This window comes from Brevundimonas huaxiensis (assembly GCF_014218725.1).
GTDB classification, from domain to species: domain Bacteria; phylum Pseudomonadota; class Alphaproteobacteria; order Caulobacterales; family Caulobacteraceae; genus Brevundimonas; species Brevundimonas huaxiensis.
The window spans coordinates 64923-88984 of sequence record NZ_JABBJE010000007.1; the positions used below are offsets into that span (position 1 = coordinate 64923).

Genomic DNA, 24062 nt, shown 5'->3' on the forward strand with positions numbered 1-24062 from the left:
TCCACAGTGACCGACGCCAAAACCGCACCAAAGGCCACGCCCGAGCAGATGGCGAACGCCATCCGCGTCCTCGCCATGGACGGCGTTGAAAAGGCCAAGTCCGGCCACCCCGGCATGCCGATGGGCATGGCCGACGTCGCCACGGTGCTGTTTTCCCGCTTCCTGAAGTTTGACGCCTCGCGCCCCGACTGGGCTGACCGCGACCGCTTCATCCTGTCGGCCGGCCACGGCTCGATGCTGATCTACGCCCTGCTGCACCTGACGGGCTATAAGGGCGCGACGAAGGAAGAACTGTCGAACTTCCGTCAGTGGGGCTCCAAGACCGCCGGTCACCCGGAATACGGCCATATGCCGGGCGTCGAGGTCACGACCGGCCCGCTGGGCCAGGGCCTGGCCACTTCGGTCGGTTTCGCCATGGCCGAGCGCCATCTGGCGGCGAAGTATGGCGACGATCTGGTCGATCACCGCACCTGGGTCATCGCCGGCGACGGCTGCCTGATGGAAGGCGTGTCGCAGGAAGCCATCGCGCTCGCCGGCCGCTACAAGCTGAACAAGCTGCACGTCCTGTGGGACGACAACGAGATCACCATCGACGGCAAGGTCTCCCTGTCGGATGCGACCGACCAGAAGGCCCGCTTCAAGGCGGCCGGTTGGGCGGTCAAGGCGATCGACGGCCACGACATGAACGCCATCAAGGGCGCGATGAAGTGGGCCATGCGTCAGGACAAGCCCACCCTGATCGCCTGCAAGACCAAGATCGGCAAGGGCGCCGCCACGATGGAAGGCAGCCACAAGACGCACGGTGCGGCCCTGGGCGCCGCCGAGATCGCCGCCACGCGCCTGGGCCTGGCTTGGGATCACGATCCGTTCGAAATGCCCCAGACCATCGCCGACGCTTGGAAGAAGGTCGGCCGTCGCGGCGCCAAGGACCGCAAGAAGTGGGAGGCCCGCCTCGACGCCTCGTCCCAGGCCGCCGATTTCACCCGCGCCATGAAGGGCGACTTGCCCGAGGCCGCCTTCGACGCCCTGAACGCCAAGATCGCCGAACTGGTCGAGACCCAGCCGGCCCAGGCGACGCGCCAGTCGTCGGGCGCGGCGCTGGACGAACTGTTCGCCGCCATTCCCGAACTGGTCGGCGGCTCGGCCGACCTGACCGGCTCGAACAACACCTTCGTCAAGGGTACGCCGATCCTGGATGCGCCGACCTATGAAGGTCGCTACGTCAACTGGGGCATCCGCGAGTTCGGCATGGCCGCAGCCATGAACGGACTGGCCCTGCACGGCGGGGTCATTCCCTACGGCGGCACCTTCATGGTGTTTTCGGACTATAGCCGCCCGGCCATCCGCCTGGGCGCCCTGATGGGCGTGCGCGCCATCCATGTCCTGACCCACGACTCGATCGGCCTGGGCGAAGACGGCCCGACGCACCAACCGGTCGAACATCTGGCGGCCCTGCGCGCCATCCCCAACCTGATGGTCTTCCGCCCCGCCGACACCATCGAGGCCATGGAATGCTGGCAGGTCGCCCTGCAGACCAAGACCGCGCCGTCGGCCCTGGCCCTGTCGCGCCAGAAGACCCCGGCCGTCCGCACCGTCGCCACGACCGAAAACCTGTCCGCCAAGGGCGCCTATGAGATCAAGGCCGCCAATGGCGAGGCCCAGGCCACACTGTTCGGCGCAGGCACCGAACTGGCCCTGGCGCTGAAGGCCGCCGAGACGCTGGAAGCCGAAGGCGTGGCCACCCGCGTCGTCTCGGCGCCCTCGTTCGAACTGTTCGAACAGCAGGACGCCGCCTACCAGGCCTCGGTCATCGGTCGCGGCACGGTCCGCGTCGCCGTGGAAGCCGCGATCAAGCAAGGCTGGGAACGCTTCATCGGCGAAGACGGCGCCTTCATCGGCATGACCGGCTTTGGCGCCTCCGCCCCGGCCGAGGTTCTGTACGAGAAGTTCGGCATCACCTCGGACGCCATCGTCGCGGCGGTCAAGGCGCGGCTGTAAAACCCGAATCACTCCCCCGTGCGCGACGCTTCACGGGGGAGATTTTTTGAAAGCAGAAGCCATGAGCCGCATCGGCGCGATCAGCCTGCTTGTTCACGACTATGACGCGGCCATCGCCTTCTATGTCGGAAAGCTGGGTTTCGATCTTAGCGAAGACACCGACATGGGCGGGGGCAAACGCTGGGTGCGCGTCACCCCCAAAGGCGGCGAGACCAGCCTGCTGCTGGCGCGCGCCACGACCGACGCCCAGAAGGCTCAGGTCGGGAACCAGGCTGGCGGCCGCGTCTGGCTGTTCCTCGAAACCGATGACCTGATGCGCGACCACGACGCCTGGCTTGCCGCCGGCGTCCGCTTCCGCGAAACCCCGCGACATGAGACCTATGGCAAGGTGGTGGTCTTTGAAGACCTCTATGGCAACGCCTGGGACCTGATCGAACCCGCTACCGGAGCCTGACGCCCATGAAACTCGGCACCCCGCTTTCCGACACCGCCGTGCGCGTGATGCTGCTGGGCTCGGGCGAACTGGGCAAGGAAGTCGCCATCGAGCTTCAGCGGCTCGGCGTCGAAGTCATCGCCGTCGATCGCTATCCCAACGCCCCGGCCATGCAGGTGGCGCACCGCAGCCACGTGATCCCCATGACCGACGCCCAGGTGCTGAACGGCGTCATCCTTGCCGAGGCCCCGCACTTCATCGTGCCCGAGATCGAGGCCATCGCCACCGAGGTCCTGGCCGATATCGAGGCCGCCGGCATGGCGACGGTGATCCCGACGGCTCGCGCGGTGCAACTGACGATGAACCGGGAGGGTATTCGTAAACTGGCCGCCGAAGAACTGGGCCTGCCCACCAGCCCCTACGCCTTCGCCGGCTCGGCCGAGGAACTGGCCGCCGGCGCCGAGGCCGTCGGCTATCCCAACTTCGTCAAGCCGGTCATGTCCTCGTCGGGCAAAGGGCAATCCTTTGTCGAAAGCGCCGATGAAATCGCCGACGCCTGGACCTACGCCCAGGACAGCGGCCGCGTCGCCGGCGCCCGCGTCATCGTCGAGGGCCGGATCGACTTCGACTTCGAGATCACGCTTTTGACCGTCCGTTCGCGCGACGCCGACGGCTCGACCCGCACGGACTTCTGCGCGCCCATCGGCCACCGCCAGGTCAAGGGCGACTATGTCGAAAGCTGGCAGCCGCAGGCCATGACGCCCGCTGCGCTGGCCGCCTCTCAGGACATCGCCGCCAAGGTCACAGAGGCCCTGGGCGGTTACGGCGTCTTCGGCGTCGAACTGTTCGTCAAGGGCGATCAGGTCTGGTTCTCCGAGGTCTCACCCCGCCCACACGACACCGGTCTGGTCACCCTGGCCAGCCAGACCATGAGCGAGTTCGCGCTGCACGCCCGCGCCATCCTGGGCCTGCCCGTCGACGTGACCCAGCGCGAGCCCGCCGCCAGCGCGGTCATCTATGGCGGCATGGACGCGCAAGGAATCGCCTTTGAGGGCGTCGCGGAGGCCCTGTCGGTCCCGACCGCCGACCTGCGTCTGTTCGGAAAGCCCGAAGCTTTCGAGCGCCGCCGCATGGGCGTGGCGACCGCGCGCGGCGCCGACGTCGACCAGGCCCGCGACCGCGCGCGTGAAGCCGCAGGCTGTGTGAAGGTGGTTCGGGGCTGAACACCACCGTCTCCTCCCCACCTGTGGGGAGGGGGACCGCGAAGCGGTGGAGGGGTTCTGGAATCCCCACGGGCGCCCGCGATGCGGTGAAGACCCCCTCCGTCTCTCCGCTGCGCTTCGAGCCACCTCCCCATGAATGGGGAGGAGACTTCTGATCCCTCATTTCTACGACTTTAGTCGATTGGCCTTGTCCCGCGTTGTGGTGCAAACCAAGGGCGAGGGTCGCAGTCAGCCGGCCGGGAGGGATCTGTCGTGGGCAAACTCAGCACACCCATAATCTTCGGCGCCATCGCCATCCTGGGGGCGGTGTCCCTCGGCGTCATCGCCCTGCATCAGGGCGAGAGCATCAGCGCGGTCTGGATGGTGGTCGCCGCCGTCTGCACCTACGCCATCGCCTATCGGTTCTACAGCCGCTACCTGGCCAACAAGGTCATGCAGCTGAACCCCGCACGCCTGACGCCGGCGATGCGGCGCAACGACGGGCTGGACTATGTGCCGACCCCCAAGAACGTGCTGTTCGGCCACCACTTCGCCGCCATCGCCGGCGCAGGCCCGCTGGTCGGGCCGGTGCTGGCCGCCCAGATGGGCTATCTGCCGGGCGTCCTGTGGATCCTGGTCGGCGCCGTGCTGGCCGGGGCGGTGCAGGACATGATGGTCCTGTTCATGTCCACGCGTCGCGACGGCAAGTCGCTGGGCGACATGATCCGCACCGAAATGGGCAACATCCCCGGCATCATCGCCCAGGTCGGCGTCCTGATGATCATGGTCATCATCCTGGCGGTTCTGGCCCTGGTCGTGGTCAAGGCTCTGGCCGAAAGCCCGTGGGGCACGTTCACCGTCGCCGCCACCATTCCCATCGCCATCTTCATGGGCCTTTACACCCGCTTCCTGCGGCCGGGCCGCGTGGGCGAGGTGTCGGTGATCGGCGTCGTCCTGCTGATCCTGGCCATCATCGGCGGCGGCCATATCGCGGCGGATCCGTTCTGGGGCCCGGCCTTCACCCTGACCGGCCCGACCCTGGCGATCCTGATGATGGTCTATGGCTTCATCGCCTCGGTCATTCCGGTGTGGCTGCTGCTGGCGCCGCGCGACTATCTGTCGACCTTCCTGAAGATCGGCGCGATCGTGGCCCTGGCCGTCGGCATCCTGATCGTGCGTCCGCATCTGCAGATGCCGGCCATCACCCCCTTCATCGACGGCACCGGCCCGGTTTTCGCCGGCGCCCTTTTCCCCTTCCTGTTCATCACCATCGCCTGCGGCGCCGTGTCAGGCTTCCACGCCCTGATCTCGTCGGGCACCACGCCCAAACTGCTGGAGAACGAAGCCCAGATCCCGATGATCGGCTACGGCGCCATGCTGTGCGAAAGCTTCGTCGCCGTCATGGCCCTGATCGCCGCCACGGTTCTGGACCCGGCCGTCTATTTCGCCATGAACAGCCCGGTCGCCGTCATCGGCAAGGATGCGGCCTCCGCCGCCGCCGCCGTGGCCCAGTGGGGCTTCCACATCACGCCTGGAGAGCTTGAACAGTTGGCGCGCGATGTGGGCGAACATTCCATCCTGTCGCGCGCAGGCGGCGCCCCGACCCTGGCGGTCGGCATGGCGCACATCCTGTCCGGCGTGATCGGCGGCAAGGCCATGATGGCCTTCTGGTATCACTTCGCCATCCTGTTCGAGGCCTTGTTCATCCTGACCACCGTGGACGCCGGCACGCGCGTCTGCCGCTTCATGATCCAGGACCTGCTGGGCGTCGCCGTGCCCAAGATGCGCGAGACCAAGTCCTGGGGCGCCAATGTCGTCGCCACGGCGCTGACGGTCGGGCTGTGGGGCTATTTCCTCTATACCGGCGTGGTCGATCCGCTGGGCGGGATCAACAGCCTGTGGCCCCTGTTCGGCATCGCCAACCAGATGCTGGCCGCCGTCGCCCTGATCCTGGGGACCGTCGTCCTGTTCAAGATGAAGCGCGAGAAATTCGCCTGGGTCATGATCGTTCCCGCGACCTGGCTGCTGATCTGCACCCTGACGGCGGGCTTCCAGAAGCTGTTCCACCCGGACGTCCGGATCGGCTTCCTGTCCCACGCCCGGAAGTATCAGGAGGCGCTGGGCGCCGGCGAGCTGATCGCTCCGGCCAAGAGCATCGGCGACATGCACCGCATCGTGGTCAACGACTACGTCAACTCGACGCTGACGGCGGGCTTCCTGTTCGTGGTCGTCACCATGGTCGTCTATGGCGTCCTGGCGTGCCGCAAGGCCTATGCGAACAACCGCCCGACGGTGCGCGAATATCCGGAAAGCCACCAACTGACGGCGGCCGACGAGGCGGCGGATGCGGCCCGTGCCTAACCCGTCGCAAGACGACCTGTTGTGCCTGTGTCGCGACACCGCCCTGCGGTGGGGTCGCGGCGTCCGGCGCACGGCCGGCGCCATGATCGGTCAGCCGGACTATCAGGCCTATGTCGAGCACGCGGCGGCGACCCATCCCGACCAGCCGCCGCTGGACAAGACCGCCTTCTTCCGCCTGCACGAGCAGCGCCGCTTCGGCGGCGCCGGCGGGTTCAAATGCTGCTGATCTAGAGGCCGCTGGCGGGGGTCGAAGCCCTCGCCCGCTCCTCCGCTCGAAGCGCGGCGATCGCCGCCTCCAGCGTCGGGTCGTCGCCCGCGCGGCGCTGGGCCACGGTGCGCGGCGCGGCGATGTCCGGCGTGACCCCCCGCTTCTCCAGCCGAACCCCGCCCGAGGTCACGAAGTCCGCCCGGCTTAGCGTCAGCCGCCCGCCGTCCGGCAGATTGGTCTCCTGCGCGATCAGCACCGATCCGCCGGTCTTCTCGCCCACCACGATGCCGCGCCGCGCCTCCTGCAAGGCGGCCGGCGTCAGTTCGGCGGCGCTGCGGCTGCCCTGATCCACCAGAACCGCCACATCATTGGCCAGGGGATCGCGCCGATCGCCGCAGTCGCCCGCCGCCCTCAGCACCACCGGCCGGCCGCTGCGTCCCGTCCGCGTCGCCCAGACATGATCGCGCGGCAGGAAACAGGTCAGGACCGATTCCGCCTCCATCAGCCGCCCGCCGGGATTGCCGCGCAGGTCCAGCACCACGTCGACATCCGGCGGCAGACCTTCCAGTTCGCTGCCCATCCAGGCGCCCAGGCCCTTGTCGAACTGCTCGACACGCAGCACCAGCACCCCCGGCCGCGATTTGTCAGCGGTGAACGGCTCGATGGCTTCCATCACCCGCGGCGTCAGGGCGATCTCGCGCCGCTGTCCCGCATCGTCGGTCAGGACCAGTTGCACCGGAACCCCGTCATAGGTCTCGACGTCCGGTCCCCAGGGCTTGCCATCGACCGAGTTCAGGGCCCAGCCCATCTGCACCCCCGCCGCCTCGGCCGGCGAGCCCGGCCGGACACGTTCGACGGTCCAGTCGTCCGGCGTCTCGCCCCGCATCAGGGTCAGGCCCATCACGGCGCGCCGGGCGAACTGCGCCTCCTGACGCCGCACCGCCGCCGGCGGACTGGCCGCCGCATGACCGTCGTCCAGCAGGTCCAGCATCGCATTGATGACGCGGTACAGACCCCGCTCGTCGCTCGCCGCCAGGGCCTGGGGCCGGAACGTCGCCCGCGCGGCGTTCCAGTCCACACCGTGCAGGGTCGGATCATAATAGCCGCGCCGCACCTCGCTCCACACCCGATCGAACACCCGCTGGTTCAGCCGCGCGCGGTCACGCGAGGGCGCTGCCGCGACGACCGTATCGACAGCGGGCGAATTAACCGGTTGGGCCACGGCCGGAACGCTCAACGGCAGGCCGAGCAACAAGAGGCTGAAAAGCCGGGCGGAAACGCTCTGACGCATGCCCACCATCTGACGCCAGTCGCCCGTCTCGCTCAAGTCACGACTGCGCGCGCTATTCCGGCACCCGCGCCCCGTCCCAGGCGAAGACGCCGCCGCTGTCGGCCGGGGTCAGGTTCGACAGCACAGACAGCAGCCGCTCGGCGGAATAGTCGGCTGGGAACAACTTGCCCTCCGCCATCCCCTTCTGGAACGGCGCGCTCAGGTCCGTCGCCACCGTGCCCGGATGCAGACCGGCGATCACCGCCTGCGGATGGCTGCGCGCCATCTCGATCGACAGATTGCGCAGGATCATGTTCAGCGCCGCCTTGGACGCGCGATAGGCGTGCCAGCCGCCCAGCCGGTTGTCGGCGATCGACCCCACCCGCGCCGACAGTGCCGCGAACACCGCCCGCCGATCGCGCGGCATCAGCGGCAGCAGATGTTTCGCCGCCAGCGCCGGCCCCACCGCATTGACGCGGTAGTCCCTCAACAGGTGTTCCGCATCCAACTGGCGAAGCGACCGCTCCGGCTGAAGTCCGTCATGCAGCACTCCGGTCGCCACGACGATCAACGTCGGCGCCGGCCCCTGGCTGAGCCGTTCGGCGGCGGACGCCAGGCTGGCCTCATCCTCCAGATCGGCGCTCAGCCCTTGCGAACCCGCCACATCTGCGCCGGACCGCGACACGGCCCACACCGTATCGAACGCGCCGTCCGTCACGATCCGCTCGACCATCGCCCGGCCGATGCCGCCCGTCGCCCCGATCACCACCGCCGATCCGTTCATCGCGTCTCCCTTCCGCGTTCATCCCATGATAGGGGCGCGGCATGAGTATCACCACGGTCGGCCTCGATGCCGACGACACCCTCTGGCACAATGAGACGATCTTCCGCCTGACCCACGCGCGGTTCGTCGATCTTCTGGCCGACCACGGCGACGAGGCGACCATCGAGGCGCACCTGGCCGAAACCGAGCAACGCAACCTGCGCATCTACGGCTACGGCATCAAGGGCTTCACCCTGTCGATGATCGAGACGGCGATGGAGCTGACGAACGGCGCCGCCCCGCCCCATGTCGTGCGCGAGATTTTGGCCGCCGGTCGCGAGATGCTGGCCCACCCGGTCGAAACCCTGCCCGGCGTGGATGCGGTCGTCGCCGAACTGTCCGAGGAATACCGCCTTGTCCTGATCACCAAGGGCGACCTGCTGGACCAGGAGCGCAAGCTGGCGGCCTCAGGCCTGGGCGACCTGTTCAGCGCCGTCGAGATCATCTCAGAAAAGGATCGCGCCACCTACGAGCGGGTCTTCACCCGCCACGGCACGGGCCCGGCCGAAGCCGTCATGGCCGGCAACTCCATGAAGTCCGACGTCCTGCCCGCCATCGCCGCCGGCGCCTTCGGCGTCCACATCCCCTATCACGTCACTTGGGCCCACGAACTGGCCGACGCCCCGGTGGACGAGCCGCGCTATACTTCCCTCTCCAGCATTTCGGAGCTAAAGGGCGCAATCGATAGTTGGTATACTGAATAGATTCCATCCAACATCAGATCAATATTAGCTCAATAAACGAACGCCTTTACAGCTCATTCTTGGACCCGAAAACGAGATCTGACTGAAAATCAATGCGGCAAATAGGGCGTTGCATTGAGACCACATTATAGCAATACCGACGTTATATTGACACGAAAGTCCAAAGCGACGCTTGAACCCTATGGATGTGTCCGGTCTGTGGCACGCCTGCGGCAGTTCAGCGACGGCTCTACTAGCACTCCTGATCCCCCCTGCTGCGATCATTGGAGAGTAAATGCGCAACTTCCTTCTGACTTCGACGGTCCTTGCGGGCGCCTTGGCGGCCTCTAGCGCCTTCGCCCAGACTGCAGACCAGCCCATCAGCACCGCCCCCGTTGCTGAAAGCCAACAAGCCGCCGAGCTTGGTGAAATCGTGGTGACCGGGTCGCGTATCCGTCGCGACGCCACCAACGCCCCCACCCCCCCTAATCCAAGTATCGCGCGACGAGCTGCTGTCGACCGGTCAAACTACGGTCATCGACTATCTGGCGACCATTCCCGCCCTGTCGAACTCGGTCGTGCCGTCGGATACGACGGGCTCCAACCTGGGCGACGGCGGCCTGTCGCTGCCGAACCTGCGTTCGCTGGGCTCCAACCGCACGCTGACCTTGGTCGACGGTCGCCGCCATGTCGGTTCGTCGGGCGGTTCGCTTTCGGTGGATATCGACACCATTCCGCGCCTGCTGATCCAGAACATCGAAATCGTCACGGGCGGCGCGTCGTCGGTGTACGGCGCGGATGCCGTCTCCGGCGTTTTGAACTTCATCCTGCGCAAGGACTTCGAAGGTCTGGAGATCGACGCCAACTACGGCCAGATCAACCAGGACGGCGAAGCCAATCAGCGTGTCTCGGCGCTGATCGGCAAGAATTTCTTCGACAATCGACTGAACGTCTACGCTCATGCCGAATATGAGAAGGTCGACGAAGTCACCTCGATGGACATCGACTGGATCCGTCGCGCGCCGGTCCGCATCGGCGTCGACGCCGATCCGACCTCGGCGCCCTTCGACGGCCGTCAGGACGCCTTCCTGTTCACGGGCGTTCGTCGCCTCGACATCCCGCGCTGGGGTCAGACCACGCTCGCCAATGTGCAGCAGCCGAGCGACCTGACGAACCCGAACGTCCCGTACGAAAACTGCTTCCCGGGCGGCAATGCCGCCGGAAACTTCAGCTACAGCGCCAACTGCTTCGGCGTGACGCCGGGCAAGACGTACTGGTATGACGGCACGACCGCGCGCCTGGCCGACTTCGGCCAACGGGTCGGCAACACCGGCATCAACCGTCCGTACAACATCGGCGGCGACGGCGAAAACCCGGCCGACTTCTCGACCGGCTCGCGCGTTCCGCGCTCGGAATCGCAACGCTATCAGGTCGGAAGCACCTTCAAGGTCACCGACTCGATCGAGGCGTACGCCGAAGCGAAGTACGTCACCGAAGACACCTTCGACGTGGGTCAACCGACCTTCTTCGACATCGATCTGGTGAACTCTTACGGCGCGAACGCCGTCAACCCGATCTATGCCGTCAACAACTTCGACCTGCGCTGGTCGGACAACGCCTTCCTGCCGCAGAACATCAAGGATGCGATCCGCACGAACGTCGTCACGCCTTACGCGCCGCCGACCGCGACCAACCCGGGCGCCGCGCAAACGGGCGTCCTGCTTCAGAATGCGCGCCACACCCTGTTCGGCCCGGATCGTACGCAAGACAACACGCGTGAACTGCAGCGTTACGTCCTGGGCCTCCGCGGCAACCATGACCAGATTTCGTTCGTCAAGGACGTCAGCTGGGACATCGGCTATACCTACGGCAAGGTCGAAATCGAAAACCGTGAACGCGCGGTGGATGGTCAACGCTTCGCGCTCGCAGCGGACGCGGTTGTCGACACCCTGGGTGTTGTGAATGGCCGAGCCGGCGAGATCGTCTGCCGTTCGCAACTGCTGCTGAAGCAGGGCGCCGCCCTAGACGACTATCAGCGCGGCGGCGATCTGCGTGACACGCAGTATGGTCGTGACTCGGTGGCGCAATGCGCCCCGCTGAACGTGTTTGGCAAGGGCAATCAGAGCGCCGCAGCGCTTGACTATGTCGGCGCCGAAATCGGCATCACCGAGCGTAATGAGCAGCAGCAGGCGATCGCGTCGGTCTCCGGCAGCCTCTGGGACTTCTGGGGCGCTGGCCCGATCGGCGTCGCTCTGGGTGGTGAGTATCGCAAGGAAACGACGGAAGCCACGGGTCGCGACCGCGACACCGATGGGCGCCTGCTGTTCCTGAACTCGGGGCCCGATTTCCCCGAAGCCAGCTACGAGTCCAAGGAAGTCTTCACGGAAGTCTCGCTTCCGCTCTTCCGCGACAGCGTGCTCGGCGAATATGCCGAACTCAGCGGTTCGTATCGCTACGCCGACTATACGACGGTCGGCAATGTCGACGTCTACGGCGTGAACCTGGTCTACCGTCCGATCCAGGACATCACCTTCAAGACCAGCTACAACACGTCGGTTCGTGTTCCCGACTTGGCCGAAAACTTCGCTCCGAACAGCGAGACCTTCCTCAACTCGTTCACCGATCCCTGCACCACGGCTGCGATCGCTGCGGTCAACGACAATGAAACGAAGGCGAACCGCATCCGGAACTGCACGGCCTTGGCCGCGCAGCAAGGTCTGACATTCGATTTCGCCGGCGCTACCCCGCAAAACACCGACGACTTCAACCCGACCTACACCTCGGGCATCTCGGGCGTCTCCGGCGGCAACCCGAACCTTCAGCCTGAAGAGTCGAACAGCTTCACCTTCTCGACGGTGCTGCGTCCCCGCTTCATGCCCAACTTCAGCCTTGCGCTCGACTATTACGAGATCAAGATTGACCGCGTCATCGCGGCTGTCACCGCCGACACGGCTGCGGCGAACTGCGTTAATGGTGCGGAACTGAACGTCGACGCCTGCTCGACAATCTTCCGCAACAATCCGAACATTCCGTTCGGCATTGGCGCGCCGGCTAGCGATCCGATCGGCGGCTTCATCGAGCGTTCGTTCAACTATGCGTCGTTGGAAACCCGCGGTCTGGACTTCACGGGTCGTTATCGCCTCGACACCAGCGACAGCTTCGGCCGTAACTGGGGTGTGTTCGATTACTCACTCGCCGGCTCGTGGCTGATCGAACAGAAGCAGTTCCTGAATGAAGCCGATCCCGGCGATTTCGATGAACTGGCCAGCACGCTGCAATACCCGCGCGTTCGCTTCACCTCCTCGTTGACCTGGACCCCCAACGAAACTTGGAGCGTGAACTGGACGGCGGACTGGCAATCGGCTCAGAATATCGTCTTCCGCCGCGACTTCGTGAACAACGCGGATGCCCGTTCGGCCGATCAGCTGGACACGGGTAACTTCGTGCGCAACGACTTCACCGTCCGCTACAACGTCAACCAAGATCTGACGCTGCGCGCCGGCGTCGTGAACGCCTTCGATTCGGAACAAGCCCCGTACCTCGGCACGACGCTGTATTCGAACTTCGATCCTTATGGCCGCCGCTTCTTCATCGGCCTGAACTACAAGGTGTTCTAAGACTCACAGATCCTGTGATCTTGAAACGAGGGGCGACCGGCGACGGTCGCCCCTTTCCTTTTGCCCAATCCGGACCGAGACCGAACACGCGGAATTCCGCTTTCCTTCTTGCCCCCTCGCCCCACCCTCTTTAAACGGGCCGCTTAACCGACAAGCAGACGTGAGCGTCGCAGGGCCTGGCTCTGCGGGGGCTTCTCGCGCGCGTAGAGAACGACAGAGAACGAAGGACCACGCACTCCCTTGGACGCCTCGGACATCCGTCATGACGAACGCGACGCCATGGTGCGCGCGGCGCTGGCCGAACAGGGCGACAGCGGCGTGACGCCGCGCCATACGTTGTTCTACTTCTATGGCGAGGGCGACCACGGCGACTTGAACGAGGTCGCACGGCGCGCCGGCTTCCTGACGCGCGGCGCCGACGACATGACGGTGCTCGAAACGACCATGGCGGTGGACGAGGCGTCGTTTGCGGCGACCTCGGCCATGATGCAGACCTGGGCTGCGGCCTTCCAGCTGGAGTATGACGGCTGGGAATGCGCGGTCGTGACCCACTAGCGTTCAATAAGAAGAAGAGCTGGCGATGCCCAAGCGCACAGACATCAAGTCCATCCTCATCATCGGCGCAGGCCCGATCGTCATCGGCCAGGCGTGCGAGTTCGACTATTCCGGCGTTCAGGCCTGCAAGGCGCTGAAGGCGGAAGGCTACCGGGTCATCCTGGTTAACTCGAACCCCGCCACCATCATGACCGACCCGGAGGTGGCCGACGCCACCTATATCGAGCCGATCACGCCCGAGATGGTCGAGAAGATCATCGTCAAGGAAAAGCCCGACGCCCTGCTGCCGACCATGGGCGGCCAGACGGCGCTGAACACTGCCCTGGCCCTGCATGAATCTGGCGCTCTGGCCAGGCACGGCGTCGAGATGATCGGCGCAAAGGCCGAGGTGATCGACAAGGCCGAGGACCGCCAGAAGTTCCGCGACGCGATGGACAAGCTGGGCCTGGAATCGCCCCGCTCCAAGGCCGCCCATTCGATGGAAGAGGCGCTGGAGGGGCTGGAGTTCGTCGGCCTGCCCGCCGTCATCCGCCCGTCCTTCACCCTGGCCGGCACCGGCGGCGGCATCGCCTTCAACCGCGAGGAGTTCGAGGAGATCGTCCTGCGCGGCCTGGACCTGTCGCCGACCACCGAGGTGCTGATCGAGGAGTCGGTGCTGGGCTGGAAGGAATATGAGATGGAGGTCGTCCGCGACACGGCGGACAACTGCATCATCATCTGCTCCATCGAGAACGTCGATCCGATGGGGGTCCACACCGGCGACAGCATCACCGTCGCCCCCGCCCTCACGCTGACGGATAAAGAATACCAGCGGATGCGGACCGGCTCGATCAATGTGCTGCGCGAAATCGGCGTCGAGACGGGCGGCTCGAACGTGCAGTGGGCGATCAACCCCGCCGACGGCCGCATGGTCGTGATCGAGATGAACCCGCGCGTGTCGCGCTCGTCGGCCCTGGCGTCCAAGGCCACCGGCTTCCCCATCGCCAAGGTCGCGGCGCGTCTGGCGGTCGGCTACACCCTGGACGAACTGACCAACGACATCACCCAGGTCACGCCGGCGTCGTTCGAGCCGTCGATCGACTATGTCGTCACCAAGATCCCGCGCTTCGCCTTCGAGAAATATCCGGGATCCGAGCCCCTCTTGGGCACCTCGATGAAGTCGGTGGGCGAGGTCATGGCCATCGGCCGCACCTTCCAGGAATCGATGCAGAAGGCCCTGCGCGGCCTTGAGACCGGCCTGTCGGGCTTTGACGAGGTCGAGATCGAAGGCGTCGCCGGCGCCGAGGACGACGCCACGGCCCGCGGCGCCATCGTGCGGGCGCTGGGCGTTCCGACCCCCGACCGCATCCGCGTCATCGCCCAGGCCTTCCGCCACGGGCTGACGGTCGAAGAGGTCAACGCCGCCTGCGCCTACGAGCCCTGGTTCCTGCGCCAGATCGCCGACATTGTTCGCGAGGAAGGCCACGTCCGGGTCAAGGGCCTGCCGACCGACCCGACCGAGTTCCGCCGTCTGAAGTCCAAGGGCTTCTCCGACGCCCGTCTGGCGCAGCTGACCGGCCAAAGCGAAAAATCCGTCCGGACCGCCCGTCGCGGCCTGAACGTCCGCCCGGTGTTCAAGCGGATCGACACCTGCGCCGCCGAGTTCGCCAGCGCCACCGCCTATATGTATTCGACGTATGAGACCGGCGCGCTCGGCCAGATCCCTGAGTGCGAGAGCGAACCGTCGGACAAGAAGAAGGCCATCATCCTGGGCGGCGGTCCGAACCGGATCGGCCAGGGCATCGAGTTCGACTACTGCTGCTGCCACGCGGCCTTCGCCTTCGACCAGATCGGCGTCGAGTCGATCATGGTCAACTGCAACCCCGAGACCGTCTCGACCGATTACGACACCTCCGACCGCCTGTATTTCGAGCCGCTTACGGCCGAGGACGTGCTGGAGCTGATCGAGGTCGAGCGCTCGAACGGCGAGCTGATCGGCTGCGTCGTCCAGTTCGGGGGCCAGACCCCGCTGAAGCTGGCCCACGCCCTGCAAGAGGATGACATCCCCGTCCTGGGCACCAGCGTCGACTCCATCGACCTGGCCGAGGACCGCGAGCGCTTCCAGCAGATGCTGGAAGGCATCGGCCTGCGCCAGCCGCCCAACGGCCTGGCCCGTTCGGCCGAGGAAGCCGCGCAGAAGGCCGAAGAGGTCGGCTATCCCGTCGTGCTACGTCCCTCCTACGTTCTGGGCGGTCGCGGCATGATGATCGTCCACGACCGCGAGCAGCTGGACCGCTACGTCCACGAGGCCATGCGCGTCTCGGGCGACGATCCGGTCCTGATCGACCACTCTCTGAACCGCGCCACCGAGGTGGACGTCGATGCCCTGTGCGACGACGAGACGGTCTTTGTGGCCGGCGTGCTGGAACATATCGAGGAGGCTGGCGTCCACTCGGGCGACAGCGCCTGCTCCATGCCGCCCTTCTCGCTGCGGCCCGAGATCGTGGACGAGCTGAAGCGCCAGACCACGGAAATGGCCAAGGCCCTGAAGGTGCGCGGCCTGATGAACGTGCAGTTCGCCATCGAGGAGCCGCACAGCGAAAACCCGCGCATCTTCGTGCTGGAGGTCAATCCGCGCGCCAGCCGCACGGCGCCCTTCGTGGCCAAGACCATCGGCCAACCGATCGCCTCCATTGCCGCCAAGGTCATGGCCGGCGTGCCGCTGAAATCCTTCGGTCTGACGGACAAGCCCTACGACCATATCGCGGTCAAGGAAGCCGTCTTCCCGTTCGCCCGCTTCGCCGGGGTGGACACCGTCCTGGGCCCGGAAATGCGCTCGACCGGCGAGGTCATGGGCCTGGACTTCAAGCGGTCGGGAGAGGCCGACATGGCCCCCGCCTTCGCCCGCGCCTTCGCCAAGTCCCAGATCGGCGGCGGCGCCAAACTGCCGACCTCGGGCTGCGCCTTCATCTCGGTCAAGGACGAGGACAAGCCCTTCATCGTCGACGCCGCCAGGACGTTGCTGGCCGAAGGCTTCAGCCTGATGGCCACCGGCGGCACCCATGCCTATCTGGTCGAACAGGGGCTGGAGGTGAAGCTGGTCAAGAAGGTGCTTGAGGGCCGCCCGCACATCGTGGACGCCATGAAGAACGGCGAGGTTCAGCTGGTTTTCAACACCACATCAGGCAAGCAGTCGCTGCAGGACAGCTTCTCGCTGCGCCGGACCGCCCTGATGATGAAGATGCCCTACTACACCACCACCGCCGGCGCCCTGGCGGTTGCCCAGGCCATCGGCGCGATCAAGGCCGGCGACCTGGATGTGCGGGCGATCCAGGACTACGCCTGACGTTGACGAAATCTCCGGTTTTCGGCCGCACGCTGCGAGGCTGTAGCGGCCGAACACCGGAGACACGCCGATGTCCAATCTCGACCTCGCCCTGATCGCCATCCTGGGGGCGAAGTGCTGGGGTTTCTCGCCTTCGCCAGGGACAAGCGGCGCGCCAAGGCCGGCCTGTGGCGCACGCCGGAATCGACGCTCTTGCTGTTCGGCCTGATCGGCGGGCTGGGCGCCTGGATGGGTCAGCACATCCTGCGCCACAAGACGCGCAAGGAGCCGTTTAGGACCCAGTTCGGCCTGATCGTCCTGCTTCACCTGATCCTGCTGGCGGGCGCCGCCGCCTGGGTCATTCTATAACGCGATCGCCCTCGCCCGCCCCATCCTCACCCGCCACGATCCGCGTCGCGGCCAGGTCGGCGGTGACGTTGCCGACGGTGCGGAAGATGTCGGGGATGACCTCGACCGCCAGCAGCAGCGGCAGCACGCCCAGCGGCAGGCCCATGGCCAGGCAGATGGGGCCGATGGCGGCGAAGAAGCTGACCTGGCCCGGTAGGCCCACCGAGGCGATGGACACGGCGATGGCCGTCAGACCGCCGGCGATCAGCACGCCGAGTCCCAACTCCACCCCGTGCAACTGCGCCACATAGAGGCAGACCGCCAGATTGGCGACCGGGCTGGTGATGCGGAACACCGCGACCGCCAGCGGCAGAACGAGGCCGGCGGAGGTCTGTGGCACGCCCAGCCAGTCGCGCGCGCGCTCGATCATGACCGGCAGGCTGGCCAGCGACGACTGGGTCGAGACGGCGACGACCTGGGCCGGGGCCACGGCGCGCGCGAACCGGCCCAGCGAAATCTGCCCCCACACGACCGCCACGACATAGATGATCAGGATCAGGCCGATCTGGCTGAGGCAGACGATGGCGACATAATGGGCCAGCGTCCCCGCCACCCCCAGGCCCGCGCGCAAACCCACGCCCAGCGCCAGGGCGAACACCCCGAACGGCGCCGCCAGCAGCACCCAGTGGACGATGACCACCATGGTCTCGGCCACCGCCTCGAAGAAGCCGGCCAGGGGCCGCCGCAGCTCGGCCTTGATCCGCGTCGCGGCGAAGCCGAAGGCGACGGCGAAGACCACCACCGCCAGCACCCCGTCGTCGGACGCCGCCTTGATGACATTGGCCGGCGCCAGACTGGCCAGGAAGGCGCGCAGGCCGTCGGTGCGCGCCGCCTCGCCCACGGTCGCCAGCGATTCGGCGCTGACGCCGGCCAGCAGCCCACGCCCCGCCTCCGGATCGATCGGCCAGACCGCCAGCAGGCCCAGACCCGCCAGGATCGCATAGAGCGTCGCCCCGACCAGCAGCACGCCGAACACCACCAGCGACCGCACCGCGATCCGGCCCGTCGCCGCCGCATCGGCGATGGAGACGATGCCGGTCACCAGCAGGCTGAACACCAGGGGAATGACCGTCATGCGCAGGGCGTTCAGCCACACCTGGCCCAGGCTCTCGACCACGCCCAAAGCGCCGGTCAGCCAAGCGGCCTGCGACCCTTGCGCCAGGGCGCCGACGACGACGCCGGCGACCAGGGCCGCGATGACGAAAAAGCTCAGGGAGGTGAAGAAGGCGGCGATGCGGGATTGGCTCATACCCTAGCGCTAGCACCGCTTGACGCATCGCGCGCGTCAAACCTTCTGTCGGTCGCTGACAGTTCATGTCGTCGCAGGGCGAACCCCGGTCGCATAAAGCGCGTTGATGCGACGAAAGGAACTCCATCATGTCCCGTCTGCACAAACTCGTCCCATTGATCGGCAGCCTACTGCTCTCTAAGGGCGGCCGTCGCGTCGCCGGACGCCACGCCGGCAAACTGGCCCTGGCGACCCTGGCTTATGAGGTGTGGCGCAGCCGGCGCGAGGGCGCCAAGCCCAAGGTCACTCCGCAACCGCGCGGACGCTGGAGCGGTCGCCGTCCGCGCTGAGGCCGCAATCGCCGCTCGACTTCTGGGGCGGCGTTGCGAATAGTCACGCCTCGCCCCCACCCCGGAGCCGACCCATGATCAAAGTCCACCATCTGAACGACAGCCGCTCGCAACGCGTCCTGTGGCTGCTCGAAGAGCTGGGCCTCGACTATGAGGTCGTGCGCTACGAACGAAACCCCGGCAACCGACTGGCCCCGCCCGAACTGCTGGCGATACAGCCGCTGGGCAAGTCGCCGGTCATCGAGGACGGCGCGGTCAAGGTCGCAGAGACCGGGGCCATCGTCGAATATCTGCTCGATACCTACGGCCAAGGCCGCCTGCGTCCGGCGATGGGAACCGAGGACGGCCGTCGGTTCACCTATTGGCTGCACTATGCCGAGGGGTCGGCCATGCCGCCCCTGCTGCTGAAGCTGGTCTTCAGCATGTTGCCGCGCCGCGCCCCCGCTCTGCTGAAACCCATCGTCAATGGCGTCGCCAACAAGGCGATCGCCAGTTTCGTCGACCCGCAACTGCGCACCCATGTCGGCTTTTGGGAAGACGAACTGGGCCGCTCGGAATGGTTCGCGGGCGATCAGTTCACCGCCGCCGACATCATGATGAGCTTTCCGGTCGAGGCGGGCGCCGACCGCGCCTTCGATGCCGAGACCAAGCCCCGCCTGAAGGCCTTCCTGAACCGCATCCATGCACGGCCCGCCTATCAGCGCGCGCTCGAACGCGGCGGTCCCTACAGCTACGCGTGATCGGATCGTGATCGCGACGGCGCAACCCGCCGTGGTCGAGGGCGTTAAGGTCTCATGCGCCTTCAAACCATTCAGATCGTGGCCGGACTGGCTGCGGCCGTCGCCTTCGTCCTCGCCTTCATGGCGGCGGGAGCCGCCTTGATTTCCGGCGTCTTCATGCTCGCCGGCCTCGCCGCCGTGGGTTGGCTGGCCTACAGCCTCATCAAGGGTGTCCTGCGGCGCGACCACAAGCCCGAACCGCCGGCCCGCGCCTGAGGGGTCAACCGGGGCGGGCGTTACGCTCTTGAATTGCTGAGCGAGAAACCCTAGTCTTGATGCCCGGCCGCGCCCGCCCCGCGGCCTTTTGTGTGCTTATCTCGCGTCTTTCCAGTCTCCGGGCGAACCAGAAAAATCACGACACAATGGAAAAAGTGCCGATGACGGCCGAGGGCTACCGCGTCCTCGACGATCAACTGAAGCAATTGAAGTCGGTCGAAAGGCCGAGCGTGATCGCCGCCATTTCCGAGGCGCGTGAGCACGGCGACCTGTCCGAAAACGCCGAATACCATGCCGCCAAGGAGCGTCAGGGCTGGATCGAAGGCCAGATCGCCGAGATCGAGGACAAGATCAGCCGCGCCCAGGTCATCGACGTGTCCAAACTGTCGGGCAGCCAGGTCAAGTTCGGCGCCACAGTCACCGTGGTGGACGAGGACACCGAGGAAGAGGCCACCTATCAGATCGTCGGCGAACACGAGGCCGATGTGAAGAAGGGCAAGATCTCGATCGCCTCGCCGATCGCGCGCGCCATGATTTCCAAGGAGGTCGGCGACGTCGTGGAGGTCAACACCCCCGGCGGCGTGAAGGCCTACGAGATCCTTAAGGTCGAGTGGAAGTAAAAGTGATGGCGGGGGCAGCGTCCGCGCGCCCCCTCTCTCCCGATCCTTTGGCCATCTGGGTCGTCTCCGACGGCCGCGCCGGCATCGAGAATCAGGCGCTGGGTCTCGCCGAGGCCGTTCAGCGCCTGACCCCGGCCGAAATCACGATTAAACCTATCCGCTGGCGGCCGATCTTCGACCGCCTGCCGTCGGCGTTGAAAACCCCGGCCATGCTGGCGTCCGCGCCGCTGACCGGCCCCTGGCCCGATCTGTGGATCGCCACGGGTCGCGCGACCCTGCCGCTGTCGACCCGCATCAAGGCCTGGAGCGGCGGCAAGACCTTCGTCGTTCAGACCCAGGACCCCCGCTGGGCCAACGACCGCTACGACCTGATCGTCGCCCCCGCCCATGACGGTCTGTCGGGCGACAATGTCTTTGAAATCACCGGCTCGCCGCACCGCATCACGCCCCAGCGCATCGCCCAGGCCGCACCCGCCTTCGCCGACCGGATCGCCCCCCTGCCCCATCCGCGCATCGCGGTGCTGATCGGCGGCAAGTCCAAGGCCTTCGACCTGCCCCCCGCCCATGCGGCCGACCTGGCCGACCAGATCGCGGAGGCCGTGCGAGCATCTGGCGGCGCACTGATGCTGACCTTCTCACGCCGCACGCCCGATGCGGCCAGGGCCGTCATGACCGCGCGCCTTTCGGACCTGCCGGGCTGGATCTGGGATGGGACAGGCGAAAATCCCCTGTTCGGCTTCCTGCATTTCGCCGACCACATCTTGGTCACCGAGGACAGCGCCAACATGGCGGCCGAGGCCGCCTCCACCGGCAAGCCGGTCCATGTCCTGCCGATGATCCCGCTGAAGGCGGGCGACAAGTTCGCTCGCCTGCACGACGACCTGCAATCGCGCGGCGCCACCCGTCCGTTCGACGGCGCGCTGGACGGGTGGACCTACGAGCCGCTGAACGAAACCGACCGCGCCGCGCGCTCCGTTCTGGAAGCGATGCGGACCCGATAGCGAAACCCACGTCCGTTCCTGACGCAGCCAGGCCCCATGGTGGCGGCCGCCATCGGGAGAATTCCTAAGAACGGCTCGCAAAAATCTGCACGAAAGTGCACTAAAAAAATCTGGAGTGGCCTTTTCAGTCGCCGCCACCCCCGCCGCCGCCGTCACAGCCGCTGTCCGCGCTGCAGTCTGGGGCGCTGTGCTGCGACGTATCCGACGGCGGCGTGACCGCGCCCCCGTCCGACCCGCCGCCCTTTTTGGACTTGATGTTCGCCGCCCCCATCAGAGCCACGCCGAACCCTGACCCCATCGCCGTGCCCAGGGCGAGACCCAGGCCGACACTGTCCAATGCGACGCCCAGCGCCACGCCGATCGACAGGCCCAGACCGATCCCGATCGGCAGGAAGGCCACGCTCTTGTTCGTCATCCCCATCTCCCTCGTGGTCCGATGAGACTAGCATCGCGCAAACGGGAATCACCGCCTAAATAGGAGCCATGACCCAAGCTCGTACCGTTCGCGTCGCCATCATCGGCTCCGGCCCCGCCGGCTGGACCGCCGCCATCTACGCCGCCCGCGCCTCGCTGAACCCCGTCGTCATCGCCGGCATCCAGCCCGGCGGTCAGCTGACCATAACCACCGATGTCGAGAACTATCCCGGCTTCGCCGACACCATCCAGGGCCCGTGGCTGATGGAGCAGATGCAGGCCCAGGCCCTGCATGTCGGGACCGAGGTCATCCACGACATCGTGGTTTCCGCCGACCTGTCGCAACGCCCGTTCCGGCTGACGCTGGACAGCGGCGAGGAAATGCTGGCCGAGACGGTGATCATCTCCACCGGCGCCCAGGCCAAATGGCTGGGGCTTGAGAGCGAGGCCGCCTATCAGGGCTTCGGCGTCTCGGCCTGCGCGACCTGCGACGGCTTCTTCTATCGCGGCAAGGAAGTCGTGGTCGTCGGCGGCGGCAACACCGCCGTCGAAGAGGCGCTGTTCCTGACCAACTTCGCCTCCAAGGTCACGGTCGTTCACCGCCGCGACGAGTTCCGCGCCGAGAAGATCCTGCAGGACCGGCTGTTCGCCCACCCGAAGGTCGAGGTGATCTGGAACTCGGCGATCGAGGAGATCGTCGGCGTGGTGGACGGCATGGCCAAGAACGTCACCGGCGTTCGGCTCAAGAACGTGCAGGACGGCTCGACCCGGGAAATCCCCGCCGACGGCGTCTTTATCGCCATCGGCCACGCCCCGTCGTCGGAACTGTTCAAGGGCCAGCTGGAGACGAACGCCGGCGGCTATCTGCGGGTGAAGCCCGGCACGGCCTCGACCGAGATCGAAGGCGTCTGGGCCGCCGGCGACGTGACGGACGACGTCTATCGCCAGGCGGTGACCGCCGCCGGCATGGGCTGCATGGCCGCACTGGAAGTCAGCCGCTTCCTCGCCGAAGAGGACCACGCCAAGGCGCACCACCCCATCAGCCACGCCGAGGCGGAGAAGATCGGGGTCTGGTGACCCCGATCTTGCGCGATCAGTAGGCCGAGGCCTCCGTCAGTTCCGCCAGATTCTCATCTGACAGCTTAAGCGTCGCCGCCTTCAGCGTGTCGGCCAGTTGTTCGGTCGAGGTGGCGCTGACGATCGGGGCCGTCACGCCCGGCTGGGCCAGCAGCCAGGCCAAGGCGACCTGGGCGGACGTGGCCTCGTTCTTCTGCGCCACGGCGTCCAGGACAGCCAGAATACGTACGCCGCGCTCGTCGAACTTGTCCTTCAGCATTCCCTCGCGCTTGGTCCCGGCGATCTGATCGACGGTCGTGTATTTGCCGGTCAGGAAGCCGCTCTCCAGGCTGAAATAGGTGATGACGCCCAGGCCCTTCTGGACGGCCAAGTCCTGCAATCCGCCCTCGAAGGTGTCGCGGCTGTAGAGGTTGTAGTGCGGCTGGATCGTCGCATAGGCGGCCAGCCCCTCGCGCTGCGAGATGTCCAAAGCCTCGGACACCTGCTCGACCGAATGGTTGGACGTGCCGATGGCGCGCACCTTGCCGGCCTGCACCAGCTTGTCCAGCGCGCGCAGCGTCTCCTCCTGCGGCGTCTTCGGATCGGGCCAGTGGGTTTGATACAGGTCGATATAGTCGGTCTGGAGCCGACGCAGCGACGCCTCGACCGCCGTCTCGATCCAGGCCGGCGACAGGTCGTTGTGGCCCTGCCCCATGTCCGATCCGACCTTGGTCAGGATTTTGACGTCGTCGCGCCGACCGCGCGCCTTCAGCCACTTGCCGATGATCGTCTCGCTTTCGCCGCCGGAATGGCCCGGTACCCAGCGCGAATAGGCGTCGGCGGTATCGATGGCGTCAAAGCCGGCCTCGACGAAGGCGTCCAGCAGGGCGAATGACGTCGCCTCATCCGCCGTCCAGCCAAAGACGTTGCCGCCGAACACCAGTGGGGCGATATCCAGGCCGCTCGAGCCGAGCTTGCGTTTGGAAAGGGTCGTCATGGGGAGGTCTCCTTGCAGGGAGCCCTCGACATATGCCGCATCACTGCGACCGCAACCGCCTCGGCGGCGGTTAGCCGAAGAGTTGAAGACCCGGAGGCGCGTAATCGACCGGTTGGCCCTGACGCCGACGCAGCGCGTAGTCCACAGCCGTCTGCACCGCATGTTCGTCTGTCGGTTTGGACAGGACGCCGATGGTGCCGGCCACACCCTCGCGCACCATGCCGGGATTGGCCGTCATGAACAGGACGGAGACGCCCATATCCTGGCCCAGTTCCCGACCCAGGTTGATCCCGGTAGGACCATCGGAGAGGTGGATATCAACCAACGCCAGATCGACGTCGTTCTCGCGCACCAGATCGCGCGCGGCCTGTGCGGTCGCGGCGACGCCCAGAACCTCGTGACCGAGATCTTCCAGGACGAACCTGAGCTCCATCGCAACGAGAGCTTCGTCTTCGATGATGAGGATACGCGCAGTCATGGCTCGGTCGGGGGTTCGGGAACGTACGTAACGTCAGTGTGAGGGATAGGTTTCAATAGAG

The 24062-nt window shown here is 66.3% G+C and carries 21 protein-coding genes and 1 pseudogene; 16 read left to right on the top strand and 6 right to left on the bottom strand.

Annotation, left to right across the window (positions count from 1 at the left end):
- Nucleotides 1-6: 6 nt before the first annotated feature.
- From tkt to HF680_RS16065, 5 genes are all read left to right on the top strand, one after another.
- The gene (gene tkt, locus HF680_RS12950; RefSeq protein WP_185225341.1) at nt 7-1998 is read left to right on the top strand and encodes a transketolase; all 1992 of its coding nucleotides are present in this window, start codon (nt 7-9) and stop codon (nt 1996-1998) included.
- A 61-nt stretch (nt 1999-2059) separates the two neighbouring features.
- A complete protein-coding gene (locus HF680_RS12955) occupies nt 2060-2452 on the top strand; it encodes a VOC family protein (RefSeq protein WP_185225342.1) in 393 nt (130 codons plus the stop codon).
- A gap of 5 nt (nt 2453-2457) precedes the next feature.
- Nucleotides 2458-3654 (top strand): formate-dependent phosphoribosylglycinamide formyltransferase, encoded by a 1197-nt coding sequence (gene purT / locus HF680_RS12960; RefSeq protein WP_185225343.1) that lies wholly within the window; start codon nt 2458-2460, stop codon nt 3652-3654.
- A 252-nt stretch (nt 3655-3906) separates the two neighbouring features.
- Entirely contained in the window at nt 3907-5994 is a 2088-nt protein-coding gene (locus tag HF680_RS12965) for a carbon starvation CstA family protein (protein ID WP_185225344.1), read from the top strand.
- Complete coding sequence (locus HF680_RS16065) at nt 5978-6220, top strand: YbdD/YjiX family protein (RefSeq protein WP_205196277.1); 243 nt, start codon at nt 5978-5980, stop codon at nt 6218-6220. The genes HF680_RS12965 and HF680_RS16065 overlap by 17 nt, the downstream gene beginning before the upstream one ends.
- A gap of 1 nt (nt 6221) precedes the next feature.
- Here HF680_RS16065 and HF680_RS12975 read toward each other — a convergent pair whose 3' ends face one another.
- Nucleotides 6222-7493 carry a S41 family peptidase gene (locus HF680_RS12975; RefSeq protein ID WP_235968976.1) on the bottom strand — a complete coding sequence of 424 codons (1272 nt, stop codon included), beginning with the start codon at nt 7491-7493 and terminating at the stop codon, nt 6222-6224.
- 52 nt (nt 7494-7545) lie between these two features.
- Entirely contained in the window at nt 7546-8256 is a 711-nt protein-coding gene (locus HF680_RS12980; protein WP_185225345.1) for an SDR family NAD(P)-dependent oxidoreductase, read from the bottom strand.
- A gap of 41 nt (nt 8257-8297) precedes the next feature.
- On the opposite strand from HF680_RS12980, the gene HF680_RS12985 reads away from it, so the two are divergent.
- From HF680_RS12985 to HF680_RS13005, 5 genes are all read left to right on the top strand, one after another.
- Nucleotides 8298-8999: an HAD family hydrolase gene (locus tag HF680_RS12985; RefSeq protein ID WP_185225346.1), complete on the top strand. Its 702-nt coding sequence runs from the start codon at nt 8298-8300 to the stop codon at nt 8997-8999.
- Between the two features lie 467 nt (nt 9000-9466).
- Nucleotides 9467-12595 carry a TonB-dependent receptor domain-containing protein gene (locus HF680_RS12990; RefSeq protein WP_317134081.1) on the top strand — a complete coding sequence of 1043 codons (3129 nt, stop codon included), beginning with the start codon at nt 9467-9469 and terminating at the stop codon, nt 12593-12595.
- A gap of 240 nt (nt 12596-12835) precedes the next feature.
- Complete coding sequence (locus tag HF680_RS12995) at nt 12836-13150, top strand: ribonuclease E inhibitor RraB (RefSeq protein ID WP_038293704.1); 315 nt, start codon at nt 12836-12838, stop codon at nt 13148-13150.
- Nucleotides 13151-13175: 25 nt separating this feature from the next.
- Nucleotides 13176-16475, top strand: coding sequence for a carbamoyl-phosphate synthase large subunit (gene carB / locus HF680_RS13000; RefSeq protein ID WP_185225348.1), 3300 nt, complete (start codon nt 13176-13178; stop codon nt 16473-16475).
- A 114-nt stretch (nt 16476-16589) separates the two neighbouring features.
- Nucleotides 16590-16823 (top strand): DUF1294 domain-containing protein, encoded by a 234-nt coding sequence (locus HF680_RS13005; protein ID WP_185225349.1) that lies wholly within the window; start codon nt 16590-16592, stop codon nt 16821-16823.
- Here the strand turns inward: HF680_RS13005 and HF680_RS13010 are convergent.
- Nucleotides 16813-18111 (bottom strand): dicarboxylate/amino acid:cation symporter, encoded by a 1299-nt coding sequence (locus HF680_RS13010; RefSeq protein ID WP_185225350.1) that lies wholly within the window; start codon nt 18109-18111, stop codon nt 16813-16815. The genes HF680_RS13005 and HF680_RS13010 overlap by 11 nt on opposite strands.
- Before the next feature lie 128 nt (nt 18112-18239).
- Between HF680_RS13010 and HF680_RS13015 the strand changes: the two genes are divergently transcribed.
- The 5 genes from HF680_RS13015 (at nt 18240) to HF680_RS13035 (ending at nt 21056) form a co-directional block, all read left to right on the top strand.
- Nucleotides 18240-18440 (top strand): hypothetical protein, encoded by a 201-nt coding sequence (locus HF680_RS13015; protein WP_045809839.1) that lies wholly within the window; start codon nt 18240-18242, stop codon nt 18438-18440.
- A gap of 74 nt (nt 18441-18514) precedes the next feature.
- Complete coding sequence (locus tag HF680_RS13020; RefSeq protein WP_185225351.1) at nt 18515-19180, top strand: glutathione S-transferase family protein; 666 nt, start codon at nt 18515-18517, stop codon at nt 19178-19180.
- Nucleotides 19181-19234: 54 nt separating this feature from the next.
- Nucleotides 19235-19435 carry a hypothetical protein gene (locus HF680_RS13025; protein WP_055752934.1) on the top strand — a complete coding sequence of 67 codons (201 nt, stop codon included), beginning with the start codon at nt 19235-19237 and terminating at the stop codon, nt 19433-19435.
- A gap of 146 nt (nt 19436-19581) precedes the next feature.
- On the top strand, nt 19582-20055 hold the full coding sequence (gene greA, locus HF680_RS13030) for a transcription elongation factor GreA (RefSeq protein ID WP_017504734.1): 474 nt from the start codon (nt 19582-19584) through the stop codon (nt 20053-20055).
- A 5-nt stretch (nt 20056-20060) separates the two neighbouring features.
- Nucleotides 20061-21056 (top strand): mitochondrial fission ELM1 family protein, encoded by a 996-nt coding sequence (locus HF680_RS13035; RefSeq protein WP_185225352.1) that lies wholly within the window; start codon nt 20061-20063, stop codon nt 21054-21056.
- Nucleotides 21057-21180: 124 nt separating this feature from the next.
- On the opposite strand, the gene HF680_RS13040 is transcribed toward HF680_RS13035, so the two are convergent.
- A complete protein-coding gene (locus HF680_RS13040; protein ID WP_205196278.1) occupies nt 21181-21471 on the bottom strand; it encodes a hypothetical protein in 291 nt (96 codons plus the stop codon).
- A 68-nt stretch (nt 21472-21539) separates the two neighbouring features.
- Here HF680_RS13040 and trxB point away from each other — a divergent pair, with 68 nt between their 5' ends.
- Nucleotides 21540-22547, top strand: coding sequence for a thioredoxin-disulfide reductase (trxB, locus tag HF680_RS13045; RefSeq protein ID WP_045809834.1), 1008 nt, complete (start codon nt 21540-21542; stop codon nt 22545-22547).
- Between the two features lie 16 nt (nt 22548-22563).
- Here the strand turns inward: trxB and HF680_RS13050 are convergent, their stop codons facing one another.
- Together HF680_RS13050 and HF680_RS13055 are read right to left on the bottom strand one after the other, a co-directional pair.
- Nucleotides 22564-23523, bottom strand: coding sequence for an aldo/keto reductase (locus HF680_RS13050; RefSeq protein WP_185225354.1), 960 nt, complete (start codon nt 23521-23523; stop codon nt 22564-22566).
- Between the two features lie 70 nt (nt 23524-23593).
- A pseudogene (locus tag HF680_RS13055) lies at nt 23594-24016 on the bottom strand (response regulator); the annotation flags it as partial.
- Nucleotides 24017-24062 lie beyond the last annotated feature (46 nt).